A 14,495-nucleotide genomic window follows, 5' to 3' on the forward strand; every position below is an offset into this window, starting at 1 on the left:
TTTTCCCCGCTTTCAAGCGATGTCATAACAAAGTCATACTGCCGCGGTTCAATGTAATCGATTACATGAATACCGCACGATGAGCATCCAAGCCGTAGCCGCCAAAGCCAAGGTCTCCGTGGCCACCGTGTCGCGGGCCTTCAACTTCCCCGACAAGGTCACGCCCGCCACGCGCGAACTGGTGGAGCGCGTGGCGCGCGAACTCAACTACCTGCCGAATGCCAGCGCCCGCACCTTGCGCACCCAGCGCAGCCGCGCGCTGGGCGTGGTGCTGCCCACGCTGCTGAACCCGACCTTCGCCGAGTGCCTGCAGGGCATCGCGCGCGCGGCCATCGCCGGCGGCTACGCGATCCTTCCGGTCACCACGGGCTATCGGCTCGACGAGGAAGAGCGGGCGGTGCAGCTGCTGCTCGCCGGCAATGTCGACGGGTTGATCCTCGTGGTCTCCAACCCCTCCACCTCGGCGGCGCTCGCGCGGTTGCGCAACACCGGCACGCCCTATGTGCTCGCCTACAACCGGCACGCGGACCACCCCTGCGTCACCGTGGACAGCGAAGCCGCCGTGGCCGATGCGGTCGCGCGTCTTGTTCTGCTCGGCCATCGCCGCATTGCGATGGTCAGCGGCACGCTCGCTGCATCCGACCGTGCGCAGCAACGCCTGCGCGGCTACCGGAAGGGCATGGCCGATGCGGGACTCAAGGCGCCACCGCTCATCGAAGTGCCTTTTGTCGAAAGCGCCGTCGATGCGCTCGCCGGCGTGCTGCAGGCCGACAACCGCCCCACCGCACTCGTCTGCTCGAACGACCTGCTCGCCATCCGCAGCATCCGCGCCGCGCACCTGGGCGGTCTCTCGGTGCCCGACGACCTCAGCGTGATCGGCTTCGACGGCATCGCGCTCGGCGAAGACCTCACCCCCGCGCTCACCACCATCGCCCAGCCCAACAGCGACATCGGCCGCCACAGCGTCGAGTTGCTGGTCCAGGCGATGGCCGGCGGCACCACGCTGCAGCCCGACGCGAGCCTGCTGCTGCCTCACACCTTTCGCGATGGCGAGTCGTGCGCATCCGCGTGCGACGTTGCCGTCGATTGATCACCGCCCCGCTCACACCCAAACCTACGTCCATCCAAGGAGCTTCTTCATGTCCCTCCGCTTTTCCCGCATTGCCCGCCTCGGGCTGATCGCCGCCACCTTCGTTGCCGCCGGCAGCGTCATGGCCCAGACCGCCATTTGCTACAACTGCCCCACCGAATGGGCCGACTGGGGCACGCAGCTCAAGGCCATCAAGGCCAAGACCGGCGTCACCGTGCCGGCCGACAACAAGAACTCGGGCCAGTCGCTCGCGCAGCTCGTCGCCGAGAAGGCCAGCCCCGTGGCCGACGTCACCTACCTCGGCGTGACCTTCGCGGTGCAGGCCGCCAAGGACGGCGTGGTCGAGCCCTACAAGCCGGCCGCGTGGAAAGACATCCCCGACGGCCTGAAAGACCCGGCCGGCAACTGGTTCACCATCCACTCGGGCACGCTCGGCTTCATGGTCAACGTCGATGCGCTCAAGGGCAAGCCGATCCCGAAGTCGTGGGCCGACCTGCTCAAGCCTGAATACAAGGGCCTCATCGGTTACCTCGACCCTGCCTCGGCATTCGTCGGCTACGTGGGTGCGGTGGCTGTGAACCAGGCGCGCGGCGGCACGCTGGACAACTTCACGCCGGGCATCGACTACTTCAAGGCGCTGCAGAAGAACGAGCCCATCGTGCCGAAGCAGACCTCGTACGCGCGCGTGCTGTCGGGCGAAATCGCGATCCTGCTGGACTACGACTTCAACGCCTACCGCGCCAAGTACAAGGACAAGGCCAACGTCGCCTTCGTCATCCCGAGCGAAGGCACGCTGGTCGTGCCCTACGTGATGAGCCTGGTCGCCAAGGCGCCGCATGCGGCCGATGCGAAGAAGGTGCTCGACTTCACGCTGTCCGACGAAGGTCAGGCGATCTGGGCCAAGGCGTACCTGCGCCCGGTGCGCGCGAGCGCGATGCCCAAGGAGATCGAGGCGCAGTTCCTGCCGGCGAGCGAATATGCGCGCGCCAAGAGCGTGGACTACGGACGCATGGCCGAGGCGCAGCGTGCGTTCTCCGACCGGTACCTCAAAGAGGTGCGCTGATTTTCTCGAGCACACGCTGAAATGAAGTCCGCCAACGCCTGGAACCCACGCTGGCGGCTGCTCGCCTGCGCAGCCCCCGCAGCCGCCTTCTTCACGGCCTTCTGGCTGCTGCCGGTGGTGCGCCTGCTTGCACTCCCGGCGGACAAAGGCTGGGCCACCTACTTCGCGGTGCTGACCGATTCGCGCTACCTGCAGAGCATGGCCAACACCGTGGTGCTGTCAGTGGCGGTGACGCTGGCGACGCTCGTTCTGGGCGCGGCGGTGGGCATCTATCTCGCGCGCCATGCCTTCATCGGCAAGCGGGTGCTGCTGTCGCTGCTCACGCTGCCGCTGTCGTTTCCGGGCGTGATCATCGGCTTCTTCGTGATCCTGCTGGGCGGTCGGCAGGGGCTGGTGGCCGACGTGAGCGACAGCCTGATCGGCGAGCGCATCACCTTCGCCTACGGCCTGCTCGGGCTCTTTCTCGCGTACCTGTATTTCTCGTTGCCGCGCGCCATTGCCACCTACGCGGCGGCGGCCGAAGCGATGAACGTGCAGCTCGAGGAAGCCGCCCGCTCGCTCGGCGCCTCGCGCCTGCGCGTCGCGCGCGACGTGTGGATGTCCGAACTCGCGCCCACCACGCTGGCCTGCGGCGCGATCCTGTTCGCGACCTCGATGGGCGCCTTCGGCACGGCCTTCACGCTGGCCAGCAAATTCGAGGTGATCCCGATCACCATCTACAACGAGTTCACCAACTACGCCAACTTCGCGCTCGCCGCGTCGCTGTCGATTTCGCTGGGCCTCGTGACCTGGCTGGTGCTGTTCGTCGCGCGGCGTTTCGGGGCCAACCCGGTCGCGCGCTGAAGGAGACGCACGCATGCGCAAGAACACACAACCCCCGGCGCCCTTCCTGCTGGCCATCACCGTGATCGTGAGCCTCTTCATGATCGCGCCGATGCTGCTGTCGGTGATGGCGGGGCTGGTCAACAACTACAGTACGGGCCTCAAGAGCGGCCTCACGCTGCGCTGGCTCGGCGAGGTCTGGGAGAACTACGGCGGCACCGTCGGCTGGTCGCTCGCGCTGGCGCTGGCCTGCGTGATCGGCACCGTGCTGCTGGGCGTGCCCTGCGCCTACGCATTGGCGCGCAGCCGCTCGCGGGCCGCGCGCATTTTTGAAGAACTGCTGACGCTGCCCGTCGCCGTGCCGGGCCTCGCGACGGCGCTCGCACTGATCCTCGCCTACGGCCAGCTCACCGCCTTTCGCACGAGCTTCGCCTTCATCCTCGTGGGCCACATCATCTTCACGCTGCCCTTCATGGTGCGCACCGTGAGTTCGGCTTTCCAACGCGACGACCTGCTCGCGCTCGAGGAGGCGGCCCGCTCGCTGGGCGCGAACTTCCGCCAGCGCTTCATGGGCATCCTCGTGCCGGCGGTGTTCCCGGCCATCGTGGCCGGCAGCCTGATGGTGTTCACGCTCTCGGTGGGCGAATTCAACCTCACCTGGATGCTGCACACGCCGCTCACCCGCACGCTGCCCGTGGGCCTGGCCGACAGCTACGCCTCGATGCGCATCGAGATCGGATCGGCCTACACGCTGGTCTTCTTCGCAGTGATCCTCCCGGTGCTGTGGGGCCTGCAATACCTTGCCAACCTGATGCAGAAACGCCATGGAACTTGAACGCATCCCCATCGATATCTCGAACTGCGCGAAGACGTATGCGGACGGTACGCGCGGTCTTCAACCGACCGACCTGCACGTGGAGGCCGGCGAGGTGCTCGCCCTGCTCGGCCCCTCGGGCTGCGGCAAGACCACGCTGCTGCGCCTGATCGCGGGGCTGGAAGCGCCCGACGCGGGCAGCCGCATCGTCTTCGGCGACCAGGACGTGACCGAGCGCCCCGTCGAGCACCGCGGCGTGGGCATGGTGTTCCAGAGCTACGCGCTTTTTCCGCAGATGACGGTGGCGGCCAACATCGGCTATGGCCTGCGCATCCGCGGCGTGTCGCCCGAGGAAGAAAAGCGCGCGGTCGGCGAACTGGTCGACCTCGTGCGCCTCGGTGGGCTGGAGAACAAGCGCCCCGCCGAACTCTCCGGCGGCCAGCGCCAGCGCGTGGCCCTTGCGCGCGCGGTCGCCGTTCGCCCCCGCGTGCTGCTACTCGACGAGCCGCTGGCCGCGCTCGACGCCAAGCTCAAGGAGTCGCTGCGCGACGAACTCGCCGAACTGCTGCGCCGCCTGCACATCACCGCCATCCACGTGACGCACGACCAGCAGGAGGCGCTCGCCATCGCCGACCGCCTGGCCGTGATGCGCGCGGGACGCATCGTGCAGGTCGGCCGCGGCGAAGACCTGTACCGCGCGCCCTCGCATCCCTTCGTCGCGGAGTTCCTCGGCCGGGTCAACCGGCTGGAGCGCGCGCCCGAGGCCATCGCGCAAGGCGTTGTCCGACTCGGCGGAAGCACCCTGCCTTGCCCGCCCGCCTGGCAGGGCCATGCGATGCTATTGGTGCGACCTGAAGACGTCGAAGTGAGCGCGCCCCGGCCCGACTGGGGCAGCGCCACCGTCGAGCGCCGCACCTTCCTCGGCGACCGTGTGCAACTGCAACTGCGCGTGCAGGACCAGCCCTTGCTCGTGGCCGACGTGGGACGCGACAACCCCTTCGGTCCGGGCGACCCGGTCGGCCTTCGCGTCCACCCCGACCGCCTGATGACGTCGCAGGAGCCCAGGGCATGACGACAACAGCAACGATGCAAGATACTTTTCTGGTCCAGCTGACCGACCTTCACATCCGCGAGCCGGGCCGGCTGGCCTACGGCCGCATCGACACTGCACCCTACCTTCAACAGGCGGTGCAGTCTGTGCTCGCCCTGCCGCAGCAGCCCGATGCCGTCGTGATCACCGGCGACCTGACCGACTTCGGCCGCGCCGCCGAGTACGAGCACCTCGCACGCCTGCTCGCCCCGCTCACCATGCCGGTCTACCTGCTGCCCGGCAACCACGACGACCGCGACCAGCTGCGCAAGAGCTTTCCCGGCCATGCATACCTCGACACAGGCGACGACACGGCGGGCTTCATCCAGTATTCGGTGCGCGTGGGCGGGCTGCGGCTCCTCACGCTCGACACCTGCGTACCCGGCGCAAGCCACGGCACGCTGTGCGAGAAGCGCCTGGGCTGGCTCGAAGCCCAGCTGGACGCCTGCCGCGATGAGCCGGTGGTGGTCGCGATGCACCATCCGCCCTTCGCGACGCTGATCGGCCACATGGACGAGATCGGCCTGCTGGAAGGCGCCGATGCGCTCGAGGCGCTGATCGCCCGGCATCCCAATGTCGAGCGCGTGATCTGCGGACACCTGCACCGCGCCATCGACGTGCGCTTCGGCGGCACGATCGCCTCGACCTCGCCAGCGCCTGCGCACCAGGTTTGCCTCGACCTGGCGCCGGGTGCCGCTTCCGCCTGGACGCTGGAGCCGCCCGGTTTCCGGGTGCATGCCTGGTCGCCGCGCAGCGGCCGCCTGGTCACCCATCTGGCGGCTTCGGGCCGCTTCGACGGCCCTTTTCCGTTCCATGACAACGGGGCGCTGATCGACTGAGCCGCCACTTGTGGAAAATGGGGTCGAAACGAACCAAAACGAAAAGGACAGAACCCGACACCCATGAAGCATCTCCTGAATCTGCTCGCGGCAGTGGCACTGCTGGTGTGGGGCACCCATCTGGTTCGCACCGGCGTGCTGCGCGTGTTCGGCGCCAACCTGCGCAAGATCCTCGTGCAGAGCATGCGCAACCGCTTCACCGCCGCCCTCTCGGGCATCGGCGTGACGGCGCTGGTGCAATCGAGCACCGCCACCTCGCTCATGACCTCGTCCTTCGTCGGGCAGGGCCTGGTCACATTGCCGGCGGCGCTGGCGGTGATGCGGGGGGCCGACGTGGGCACGGCGCTGATCTCGGTGCTGTTCTCGGCGGACTTGTCATGGCTCTCGCCGATGTTCATCTTCGTGGGGGTGGTGCTGTTCATCACGCGCTCGGCCACCGTGGCGGGCCGCGTGGGACGGGTGCTGATCGGCCTGGGGCTCATGTTGCTGGCGCTGCAGCTGGTGGTGGAAGCGACCGAGCCCCTGTTCTCGTCGCCCGCCGTGCGCGCGCTGCTCGCATCGATCAACAGCGACGTGTTGCTGGAGATCACCATCGGCGCGGTGCTGGCCATCGTGGCCTATTCGAGCCTGGCGGTGGTGCTGCTGGTGGCGGCCATGGCGACGTCGAACGTGGTGCCGCTGGACGTGGCGCTCGGGCTCGTGCTGGGCGCCAACCTCGGCAGCGGTTTGCTCGCGGTGCTGACCACGGCGAAGTCGGTGGTGTCGGTGCGGCAGGTGACGGTGGGCAACCTGCTCTTCAAGGCACTGGGCGTGGCGATCGTCGCGCCTTTCGTGGGCTTGTGGATCCGTTACGTGCAGCCGGAGCTGCCGAACCAGACGCACGGCGTGGTGCTGTTCCACCTGGCCTTCAACATCATCATCAGCGTGGGCTTCATCGGGCTCACGCAGTGGGTTGCCAAGCTGGTGACGCGCATGCTGCCGACGCCGCAAGCCTCGGGCACCAGCCGGCCACACCACCTGGACCCCTCGGCGCTCTCGACGCCCTCGCTCGCGATCTCGAATGCCGCCCGCGAGGCACTGCACCAGGCCGACATCGTGGAGACCATGCTGATCGGCGTGCTCGACGTGATCCGCAACAACGACACGCGGCTGTCGCAGGAGCTGCGCCAGCTGGACGACACGGTGGACGAGCTGTACTCGGCCATCAAGTACTACATGACGCGCATCTCGCGCGAGGCGCTGGGCGAAGAGGAAAGCCGGCGCTGGACGGACATCATCAGCTTCACGATCAACATGGAGCAGATCGGCGACATCATCGAGCGGGTGATCATCGATGTGGAAGACAAGAAGATCAAACCGCAGCGCAATTTCTCGGAAGCCGGGATGGCGGAGATCGTCGAGCTGCACGGGAGGCTTGTGGCCAACCTGCGGTTGAGCATGAGCGTGTTCCTGAACGGGAATGTTCGGGATGCGCAGAAGCTTTTGGAGGAGAAGGCTCGGTTCAGGGATCTGGAAAGAGCCTATGCGACGACTCATCTGGATCGGTTGTCGGATCGGACTACTCTCAGCATTGAGACGAGTTCGCTGCATATCGACTTGATCAGCGATTTGAAGCGGATCAATTCGCATATTTGCTCTATTGCTTATCCGATTCTGGAATCGGCTGGGGCGTTGGCGCCTAGCCGGTTGCGGGAGTCTCGGCTTGGGAAGATTGAGAGCTAGTTTTTTAGAGGGCTGGTTTTTCTTTTTTAGGGCGGAGGCCGGGTCTCGCCCCGGCAGGCGAGCTACTTTCTTTTGCTTCGCCAAAAGAAAGTAGCCAAAGAAAAGGCGACCCTGCTGTCTGCGTCCCTTCGCTTCGCTCGGCCCGCCCAGACCAGATCAACCGCGTTCAAGAAACCGTAGCCGCCGATTCAAGGCGGACACGCTCCGCGTGTCCGCCCTTCGGGCCCAGCGAAGCAATGGCACGTTTGGTTTCCCCTCCCCTCTGGCTGCGCCGAGGAGCGCAGCGTTTCGCGGATCAGGGCTCGCAGCTGTTTGAGCGAAGCGAGTTCTGCGAGACCCCGCGAAACGCGAGCACCGCAGGTTGCCCCGTAGCAACGCGAAGGGGTCGCAGACAGCGGGGTCGCCTTTTCTTTGGCTACTTTCTTTTGGCGAAGCAAAAGAAAGTAGCTCGCCCGCCGGGGCGAGTCCCGGCCTCGGAAAAAACTACTCAGCCGTTTTCAAAACAGAGGCAACACGCCCTCTCCGCGCATACCTCTGAGCCAACACAGCACAAACCATCAACTGCATCTGATGAAACAACATCAAAGGCAACACGATGGCCCCCACTGCATGCGAAGGAAACAGCACCTTCGCCATAGGAATCCCACTCGCCAGGCTCTTCTTGGACCCACAGAAGACGATCGTGATCTCGTCCTCCATATCGAACCCCAGCTTGCGCGCCAACAGCGTAGTCAGGGTCAGAGCAAGTGCCAGCACCACCGCACAGGCCACAAGCAACCCGACCAGCGCATGCGCAGGCACTTGCCTCCAAAGCCCCTCGATCACAGCCGCGCTGAACGCCGTATAGACCACCAACAGAATCGACCCCTGGTCCACGAACTTCAACACCGCCGCACGACGCTGAATCCATTTGCCGATCCAGGGCCGCAAGAGATGCCCGACAAGAAACGGCACCATCAACTGCAGCAGAATCCGCCCGATCGACCCCAGCGAAGAACTCGCATGCCCCCCGTTCGGCAGCACCACCAGATTGACCAGCAAAGGCGTGATGAACACCCCCAGCAAGGTGGACGCTGAGGCGCTGCAGATGGCAGCCGGCAGGTTCCCCCGCGCCATCGCCGTGAACGCAATCGCCGACTGCACCGTGGCCGGCAGCACGCAGAGATACAGCACCCCTGTGTAGAGCTCGGGCGTCATCAGCGGCAGGAGCAGCGGCTTGAGCGCCAATCCCAGCAGCGGAAACAGCACGAAGGTGCTGCCGAACACCAGCAGGTGCAGCCGCCAGTGCGTGATGCCGTTCATGATCGCCTCGCGCGACAGCTTGGCGCCGTGCAGGAAGAACAGGAGGCCGATGGCCACCGTCGTCAGCCGTTCGAACAAATGCGCCGCATCGCCGCTCGCGGGCAGCAGGCTGGCCAGGGTGACGACCGAAAGAAGCGCAAAGGTGAAGTTGTCGGGAAGAAAGCGGGAGCGGGACATGACGGGAAGAGCGCCCCACGACGCGACCCGTGCGGCAGGCAGAAAAAAGATTCAGCAGATGGATAAGTGATTTCCGCGCATGAATCTCGTCGCCAATTTGCGGAGCCCGGCGCGTGCTCCTCGCGCCCTGTGAGGTGATTTTCGGCGAAGGCCCGCATCGCTTGCAGGCCGGCCGCCGAATGTCCGACCTCAGTGTGCAGTTGGCGAACTGAACCGCTCCTGACGGCGGCGCTGGCAGTAGTCGATCAGGTCGTCGATCTCCGTGGCCTTGTCGAACACGGCGTCGGCGCCCAGGTGCACGCACTTGCGCCGGATCTCGGGTGTGGCGTAGTTGCTGAGCACCACGATCTTTTGCGCCGGGTCGCGCTGGCGGCAGGCCTCGAGCACCCGGAAACCGGTGCCGTCCTTCAGGAACAGGTCGACGATGGCCAGGTCCCACAGCGCCAGGTTGCGCGTGAGCCAGCGCGAACCCTCGGCCTCCGTCTCGGCCTCGCCGACCGGATCGACCCGCGCCACCTCGCGCAAAGTGCCCACGAGGCTTTCGCGGATGGTGGGGTTGTCCTCGACGATGAAGGTGCGAATGTTCATGACGGCTTGCCTCGTTGCGATGGACACAGCCTACAAAGTGCGCCCGCCACAAGTCGAAGGCATGACACCCCACCGCGGGTAGGACAGGACTGGCTGTGCCTGTCTGCCCCGCTTCGCCTCAGAGCGTGAGGATCGTGCAGCCCGTGGTCTTGCGCGCTTCCAGGTCGCGGTGCGCCTGCTGCACGTCGGCCAGGGCGTAGCGCTGGTCGATCGGGATCTTCACCGCGCCGCTCGCGACCACCGCGAACAGGTCGTCGGCCATGGCCTGCGTGGCTTCGCGCGTGGCGATGTGGGTAAAGAGCGTGGGCCGCGTCACATAGAGCGAGCCCTTGGAAGCCAGCGTCCCCAGGTTGATCGGCGGCACCGGACCCGAGCCGTTGCCGAAGATCGCGAGCAGCCCGAAGGGGCGCAGGCACTCGATGGAGCCCTCGTAGGTGTCCTTGCCCACCGAGTCGTACACCACCTTCACGCCCTTGCCGCCGGTGATCTCCTTCACACGGGCCGCGAAGTTCTCGGTGCTGTAGTTGATGGCGTGCGCCGCGCCGTGGTCGAGTGCCAGCTTGCACTTGGCGTCGCTGCCCGCGGTGCCGATCAGCTGCAGGCCCAGCGCCTTGGCCCACTGGCAGGCGATGAGGCCGACACCGCCGGCCGCCGCATGGAACAGGATGAAGTCGCCGGGCTGCAGGCCTTCGGCGGGCAGCGTCTTCTTGAGCAGGTACTGCGTGGTCAGGCCCTTGAGCATCATGGCCGCACCGGTCTCGAAGGAGATGGCATCGGGCAGCTTGCAGACGTTCTTGGCCGGCATCACGCGCAGCTCGCTGTAGGCACCGGGCGGGTTGCTTGCATAGGCGGCACGGTCGCCGGGCGCCAGGTGCACGACGCCCTCGCCCACCGCCTCGACCACGCCCGAGGCTTCCATGCCGAGCTGCAACGGCATCTGGAACGGGTAGAGCCCGCTGCGCTGGTAGGTGTCGATGAAGTTCAGGCCCACGGCCTTGTGGCGGATGCGGATCTCGCCGGGACCGGGGTCACCGACTTCCACGTCGACGATCTTCAGTTCTTCGGGGCCGCCATGGCGGTCGATACGGACAGCTTTGCTCATAGGAAGGTTCTCGGGGTGAGGGAAGGAAGGGACAGTACCGAAAAACCCGGCTCGGGTCTCAGGCAGGGATTTTCAGCGCGTCGCTCAGGAAACCGCGGTACCGGTCGGCGAGATCGGCGTTCGTTTGCGCAAGAACGAGGTGGAGAAAATCGATGGTGCTTTCGAGCGTGAGCCAGTCGTTGTTCAGGATGACCGTGTTCAGCTGCTGCAAGACTTCGCCCCCCAAGCCGAGCGCCGGCAGGTCGCTTTGCTGAAGCCGCGCGATGGCGATCTTGATGTTGGTCTCGAACATGAACTGGGCGCAGGCTCGCCGCCCATCGGCGTCCGCCAGCGGCGAATACCTGCCGAGAAAGAAGCAGGCCCCCTCGGTTGCGGTGAACACCAACTGCAGGTGGCTCACGAGCGGCGGCAAACCCAGCGCCGCGTAGTGGGCGATGGAGTCGTTGCCTCCCATTTCGTGGGTCCCTTCGGCCGCATACAGGATCTGGCCCGCCGCGGCGTTGCGCACGCGGCCGCCGCAGACCATCGCGTAGCTGAACCACCAGTCGTGAAAAGGCGCCTCGATCGGACAGGCATTCAGGAAGGCGACCGTGCCTTCGAGGCTGCGCTTCCTGAAGACCGAATAGAACAACAGGTTGTAGCCGCCCCAGCAGTTGTGGTTCTCGATCAGCCGCTCGACGGGCGAGGCCTGATCGAGCTGCGGCACCGCCTGGGGCACGGTCAGGATGGACCCGCCCTTGCTCACGATGTACGAGGTGTAGGCGGCGGAGACGCTCGCGTCCTGTTGCAGGATCTCGTGCGCGCGCACCATGTAGTCGTCCGAGATGTAGTCGTCGTCCGCATGGAACATCAGGATTCCGGAAACCGATTTCCCGAACAGGTCCAGCAGGTTCATCTGCCCGGAAATCCGCTGCGGCCGGCAATGGATGTCGATCCACTCGGGGCTCCATTCCGCCAGGCGCCAGAGGAATTCGTGCTTCTGCGGGTTCTGGCTGTTGTCGCCGACGACGAGGCGCATTCGCCCTTCGCTGCCGGCCACGAGGGCGGCAAGCCCGGCCAGGACGCGGCGGGCCTTGGCGTCGTTGCGGTAGGTGGGCACCAGGATGGTCAGCGCGTCGAAAATCATTCGGTGATCGTGCCACGTTTGGTGCCCGCCGAAGCACACCTGCGATGCCCGCCCGTTAGAGTCGACGTCCATGCAGACACAGCGCCTCACGCCCCTCACCGTTCTCCTGCTGACCACGCCACCGCTGCTTTGGGCCGGCAATGCCGTCGTCGGCCGGCTGGTGCGCGAGCTGGTGTCGCCGCTCACGCTGAACTTCGTGCGCTGGGTGATCGCGTTCGTGCTGCTCTTGCCTTTCGCGGCGGCGGTGCTGCGCCGCGACAGCACGCTCTGGGCGCACTGGAAGCGCTATGCGCTGCTCGGACTGCTGGGCATCGGCCTGTACAACGCCTTCCAGTACCTGGCGCTGCAGACCTCCACGCCGATCAACGTCACGCTGGTGGGCTCCAGCCTGCCGCTGTGGATGCTCGCCACGGGCACCCTCTTCTTCGGCGCGCGCGTCAACGGGCGCGAGATCGCAGGTGCGCTGCTTTCGATGCTCGGCGTGCTGCTGGTGCTGAGCCGCGGCGAGTGGCGCCAGCTGCTCGGGCTGCGGCTGGTGCCGGGCGATCTGTACATGATCGCCGGCACCATCGCCTGGGCCTTCTACAGCTGGCTGCTGGCGCGCACGCACGAGCCGAAGCAGGTGCGACAGGACTGGGCGGCCTTCCTGATGGCACAGCTGGTGTTTGGCCTCGCCTGGTCAGGGGCGCTGGCTGCCGGCGAGTGGACGCTGACCGATGCACACATCGACCTGGGTTGGCCACTCCTCGCCGCGATGGCGTTCATCGGCATCGGCCCCGCGGTGGTGGCCTACCGCTGCTGGGGCACGGGCGTGCAGCGCGCGGGGCCGCAGGCGGCGAGCATCTTCATGAACCTCACGCCGCTCTTTGCGGCGCTGCTTTCGGCGGCGTTCCTGCGCGAGGCGCCGCACTGGTATCACGGTGTGGCGTTCGTGCTGATCGTGGGTGGGATCGTTGTGTCGTCGCGGCGCTAGGGCGTCGACGCAAACAGGTGCGCCAGTTCAGGCTGGCCCGCCAGCCACTGCGGCGCCTCGTCGCGCCCGACCAGTCGCCACGCGTAGCCCGGGCGGTCGTACAGGTCCTTGCCCGAAGCCAGAAGCGCCGGGATATCGATGGCAGCCAGGAATTCAGCCGAGTTGTATTCCTGGTGCGCGAAGCCGCGAATCTTCGCGCGCACAGCCGCCTCGTCCATCGCGAGGTACGAGAGATGCCAGCCGGCTTCCGCAAGGATCAGCGCAGGCTGGGCGCCGGTGCGTACCCGCATGCGCAACTGGTCGGGCGTGAGCACATCCAGTTGCGCGCGCGTCGCCGCGACAGTCCAGACCGACGAAGCCTCCGGCCCTTCGACGTTGCGGTAGTTGGCGTAGAAGTAATAGAACGCCAGGCACAGCCCGAAGACCGCGTGCCGCCGGTCGTCGCGCATTGCCTGAACCACCGACGCGCGCGGAATCTCGTCGGCATCGGAAATCAGGATGAGGTCGTCGGGCGCCGCATCGTGCAGCCCCCGCACGATCTGGTTGCGCTGGAATTTCTCGCGAATCCAGAAGCCGGACTTCGGCGTGTCGGAGAGCCAGTCGCCGACCACGGGCATCGCGTCCGCCGCCTCGTCGACGACCGGCATGTCGTGCACCGCGATGTAGCGGATGCGCGGCAGGAATGAGGCAATGCGCGGGTCGGCGGCATCGAAGCGCAGCGCCTTCGGTTCGCCGCTGAAGGTGCGGTCGGCCTCGACGATGACGAAACAATCGACCACCTCCGACAGCTCATGCAGCCGCGCCGCGAGGATGTCGGCCTCGCCGTTGTAGGTGATGCAGTCGTACACCCTGCGCGGCCCGGCATTCGGCACCACCGGCTCGGGCGCAAACTCGATGCGGTAGCCATTGCGCTCGAACATCTGCAGGATGTCGCGCTCGCCGTACCAGGCATCGAGCTGCGACAGCGGAATCAGCGACCGCAGCGTGAGCGGCGAAAGACTCGCCAGTTGCCGCACCTTCGCGTGGTGCCCGAACAGCAGCATCGCGTTGTAGCCGTGGTGCAGCTGAGGCCCCGCATGCTCGATGGAAAAACTGCGTGCCAGCTCCAGCGGCGCAAAGCGCATGCCGACAGTTTCTAGCGCCGGACGCAGCACGCCGCTCAGTTGCACGTCTTCGAGCAGCGCGTTGTGCTGCCAGTGCATTTTCAGCGGATCGCCTTGCACCGCATCGGGCGGCGGGATCTCGACGCGGATGTGCGGGTGGTCGACCAGCGCGCGCATGAAGCGGCGGCTGCGCAGGCTGAAGCCGCCGTTCTGGATCGGCGTGACGACGTGATCGGGCTTGTCCAGTTCATCGGCCCACTCGAAGCGGTTGCGCCAGTACGTGCCTTGCGGCGTGTCGATCTTCGCGAGGTGGATCGGTGCGCCGACGTAGTCGAAGTCCAGGAACTCGTCGCGCCAGTTGTCCGCATTGACGACCCAGCCGTCTTCCTGCACCACCAGCGCGAATTCGGTCTGCACCACGCGCCAGAGCGCGAACATCATGAACCAGCCGTACTCGTGGTAGTTCAGTGGCGCGATCGGCACGTGCGCGATGCCCGCCGGCAGGTCATGGGGCGCCTGCGGGCTGCACAGCAGCGCACGCGCACCCGGCATCTGTGCCTGGCTGTGCTGCAGCGCCATCGCCGCGCCGCGCGCGTCGTGCAGCCCGGTGACCGACACCAGCGTTATCTTCCTGAAAGACCCGCTGTTGTTGTTGCTGCTCACGATGCGCCTCCCTTCGCCCGC

The 14,495-nt window shown here is 66.2% G+C and carries 13 protein-coding genes; 8 read left to right on the forward strand and 5 right to left on the reverse strand.

Going from position 1 to position 14,495, the window contains the following annotated elements; genetic code table 11:
• Positions 1-79: 79 nt before the first annotated feature.
• From J2W23_RS23790 to J2W23_RS23820, 7 genes are all read left to right on the forward strand, one after another.
• The gene (locus J2W23_RS23790; RefSeq protein ID WP_176660492.1) at positions 80-1,090 is read left to right on the forward strand and encodes a LacI family DNA-binding transcriptional regulator; all 1,011 of its coding nucleotides are present in this window, start codon (positions 80-82) and stop codon (positions 1,088-1,090) included.
• Positions 1,091-1,139: 49 nt separating this feature from the next.
• Positions 1,140-2,153 carry an ABC transporter substrate-binding protein gene (locus J2W23_RS23795; protein ID WP_176660491.1) on the forward strand — a complete coding sequence of 338 codons (1,014 nt, stop codon included), beginning with the start codon at positions 1,140-1,142 and terminating at the stop codon, positions 2,151-2,153.
• Between the two features lie 21 nt (positions 2,154-2,174).
• Positions 2,175-2,996, forward strand: a complete 822-nt coding sequence (locus J2W23_RS23800) for an ABC transporter permease (protein WP_307650496.1) — start codon at positions 2,175-2,177, stop codon at positions 2,994-2,996.
• A 13-nt stretch (positions 2,997-3,009) separates the two neighbouring features.
• Positions 3,010-3,810: an ABC transporter permease gene (locus J2W23_RS23805; protein ID WP_307650497.1), complete on the forward strand. Its 801-nt coding sequence runs from the start codon at positions 3,010-3,012 to the stop codon at positions 3,808-3,810.
• Complete coding sequence (locus J2W23_RS23810) at positions 3,800-4,861, forward strand: ABC transporter ATP-binding protein (RefSeq protein WP_307650498.1); 1,062 nt, start codon at positions 3,800-3,802, stop codon at positions 4,859-4,861. The genes J2W23_RS23805 and J2W23_RS23810 overlap by 11 nt, the downstream gene beginning before the upstream one ends.
• Complete coding sequence (locus J2W23_RS23815; RefSeq protein WP_307650499.1) at positions 4,858-5,718, forward strand: phosphodiesterase; 861 nt, start codon at positions 4,858-4,860, stop codon at positions 5,716-5,718. Before J2W23_RS23810 ends, J2W23_RS23815 begins: the two co-directional genes overlap by 4 nt.
• Positions 5,719-5,781: 63 nt before the next feature.
• Entirely contained in the window at positions 5,782-7,440 is a 1,659-nt protein-coding gene (locus J2W23_RS23820; RefSeq protein WP_176660486.1) for a Na/Pi cotransporter family protein, read from the forward strand.
• A 483-nt stretch (positions 7,441-7,923) separates the two neighbouring features.
• Here the strand turns inward: J2W23_RS23820 and J2W23_RS23825 are convergent, their stop codons facing one another.
• From J2W23_RS23825 to J2W23_RS23840, 4 genes are all read right to left on the reverse strand, one after another.
• Entirely contained in the window at positions 7,924-8,919 is a 996-nt protein-coding gene (locus J2W23_RS23825) for a bile acid:sodium symporter family protein (protein WP_307650500.1), read from the reverse strand.
• Positions 8,920-9,108: 189 nt separating this feature from the next.
• Positions 9,109-9,507 carry a response regulator gene (locus tag J2W23_RS23830; protein ID WP_176660484.1) on the reverse strand — a complete coding sequence of 133 codons (399 nt, stop codon included), beginning with the start codon at positions 9,505-9,507 and terminating at the stop codon, positions 9,109-9,111.
• Positions 9,508-9,625: 118 nt separating this feature from the next.
• On the reverse strand, positions 9,626-10,609 hold the full coding sequence (locus J2W23_RS23835; protein WP_176660483.1) for a quinone oxidoreductase family protein: 984 nt from the start codon (positions 10,607-10,609) through the stop codon (positions 9,626-9,628).
• A 58-nt stretch (positions 10,610-10,667) separates the two neighbouring features.
• Positions 10,668-11,735, reverse strand: a complete 1,068-nt coding sequence (locus J2W23_RS23840) for a hypothetical protein (protein ID WP_307650501.1) — start codon at positions 11,733-11,735, stop codon at positions 10,668-10,670.
• A gap of 70 nt (positions 11,736-11,805) precedes the next feature.
• Between J2W23_RS23840 and J2W23_RS23845 the strand changes: the two genes are divergently transcribed.
• Positions 11,806-12,708, forward strand: a complete 903-nt coding sequence (locus tag J2W23_RS23845; RefSeq protein WP_176660481.1) for a DMT family transporter — start codon at positions 11,806-11,808, stop codon at positions 12,706-12,708.
• Here the strand turns inward: J2W23_RS23845 and J2W23_RS23850 are convergent.
• Positions 12,705-14,474, reverse strand: a complete 1,770-nt coding sequence (locus tag J2W23_RS23850) for a DUF5672 family protein (protein ID WP_307650502.1) — start codon at positions 14,472-14,474, stop codon at positions 12,705-12,707. The genes J2W23_RS23845 and J2W23_RS23850 overlap by 4 nt on opposite strands.
• Positions 14,475-14,495 lie beyond the last annotated feature (21 nt).

The organism is Variovorax boronicumulans (assembly GCF_030812215.1).
In the GTDB taxonomy this organism is placed as follows: Bacteria; Pseudomonadota; Gammaproteobacteria; order Burkholderiales; family Burkholderiaceae_C; genus Variovorax; species Variovorax boronicumulans_C.

Bases quoted from the DNA above. Each gene is read 5' to 3' on its own strand.
- J2W23_RS23815 (WP_307650499.1), top strand. From the start codon at position 4,858: ATGACGACAACAGCAACGATGCAAGATACTTTTCTGGTCCAGCTGACC.
- J2W23_RS23805 (WP_307650497.1), top strand. From the start codon at position 3,010: ATGCGCAAGAACACACAACCCCCGGCGCCCTTCCTGCTGGCCATCACC.
- J2W23_RS23830 (WP_176660484.1), bottom strand. From the start codon at position 9,507: ATGAACATTCGCACCTTCATCGTCGAGGACAACCCCACCATCCGCGAA.
- J2W23_RS23840 (WP_307650501.1), bottom strand. From the start codon at position 11,735: ATGATTTTCGACGCGCTGACCATCCTGGTGCCCACCTACCGCAACGAC.
- J2W23_RS23790 (WP_176660492.1), top strand. From the start codon at position 80: ATGAGCATCCAAGCCGTAGCCGCCAAAGCCAAGGTCTCCGTGGCCACC.
- J2W23_RS23795 (WP_176660491.1), top strand. From the start codon at position 1,140: ATGTCCCTCCGCTTTTCCCGCATTGCCCGCCTCGGGCTGATCGCCGCC.
- J2W23_RS23800 (WP_307650496.1), top strand. From the start codon at position 2,175: ATGAAGTCCGCCAACGCCTGGAACCCACGCTGGCGGCTGCTCGCCTGC.
- J2W23_RS23825 (WP_307650500.1), bottom strand. From the start codon at position 8,919: ATGTCCCGCTCCCGCTTTCTTCCCGACAACTTCACCTTTGCGCTTCTT.
- J2W23_RS23810 (WP_307650498.1), top strand. From the start codon at position 3,800: ATGGAACTTGAACGCATCCCCATCGATATCTCGAACTGCGCGAAGACG.
- J2W23_RS23835 (WP_176660483.1), bottom strand. From the start codon at position 10,609: ATGAGCAAAGCTGTCCGTATCGACCGCCATGGCGGCCCCGAAGAACTG.
- J2W23_RS23845 (WP_176660481.1), top strand. From the start codon at position 11,806: ATGCAGACACAGCGCCTCACGCCCCTCACCGTTCTCCTGCTGACCACG.
- J2W23_RS23820 (WP_176660486.1), top strand. From the start codon at position 5,782: ATGAAGCATCTCCTGAATCTGCTCGCGGCAGTGGCACTGCTGGTGTGG.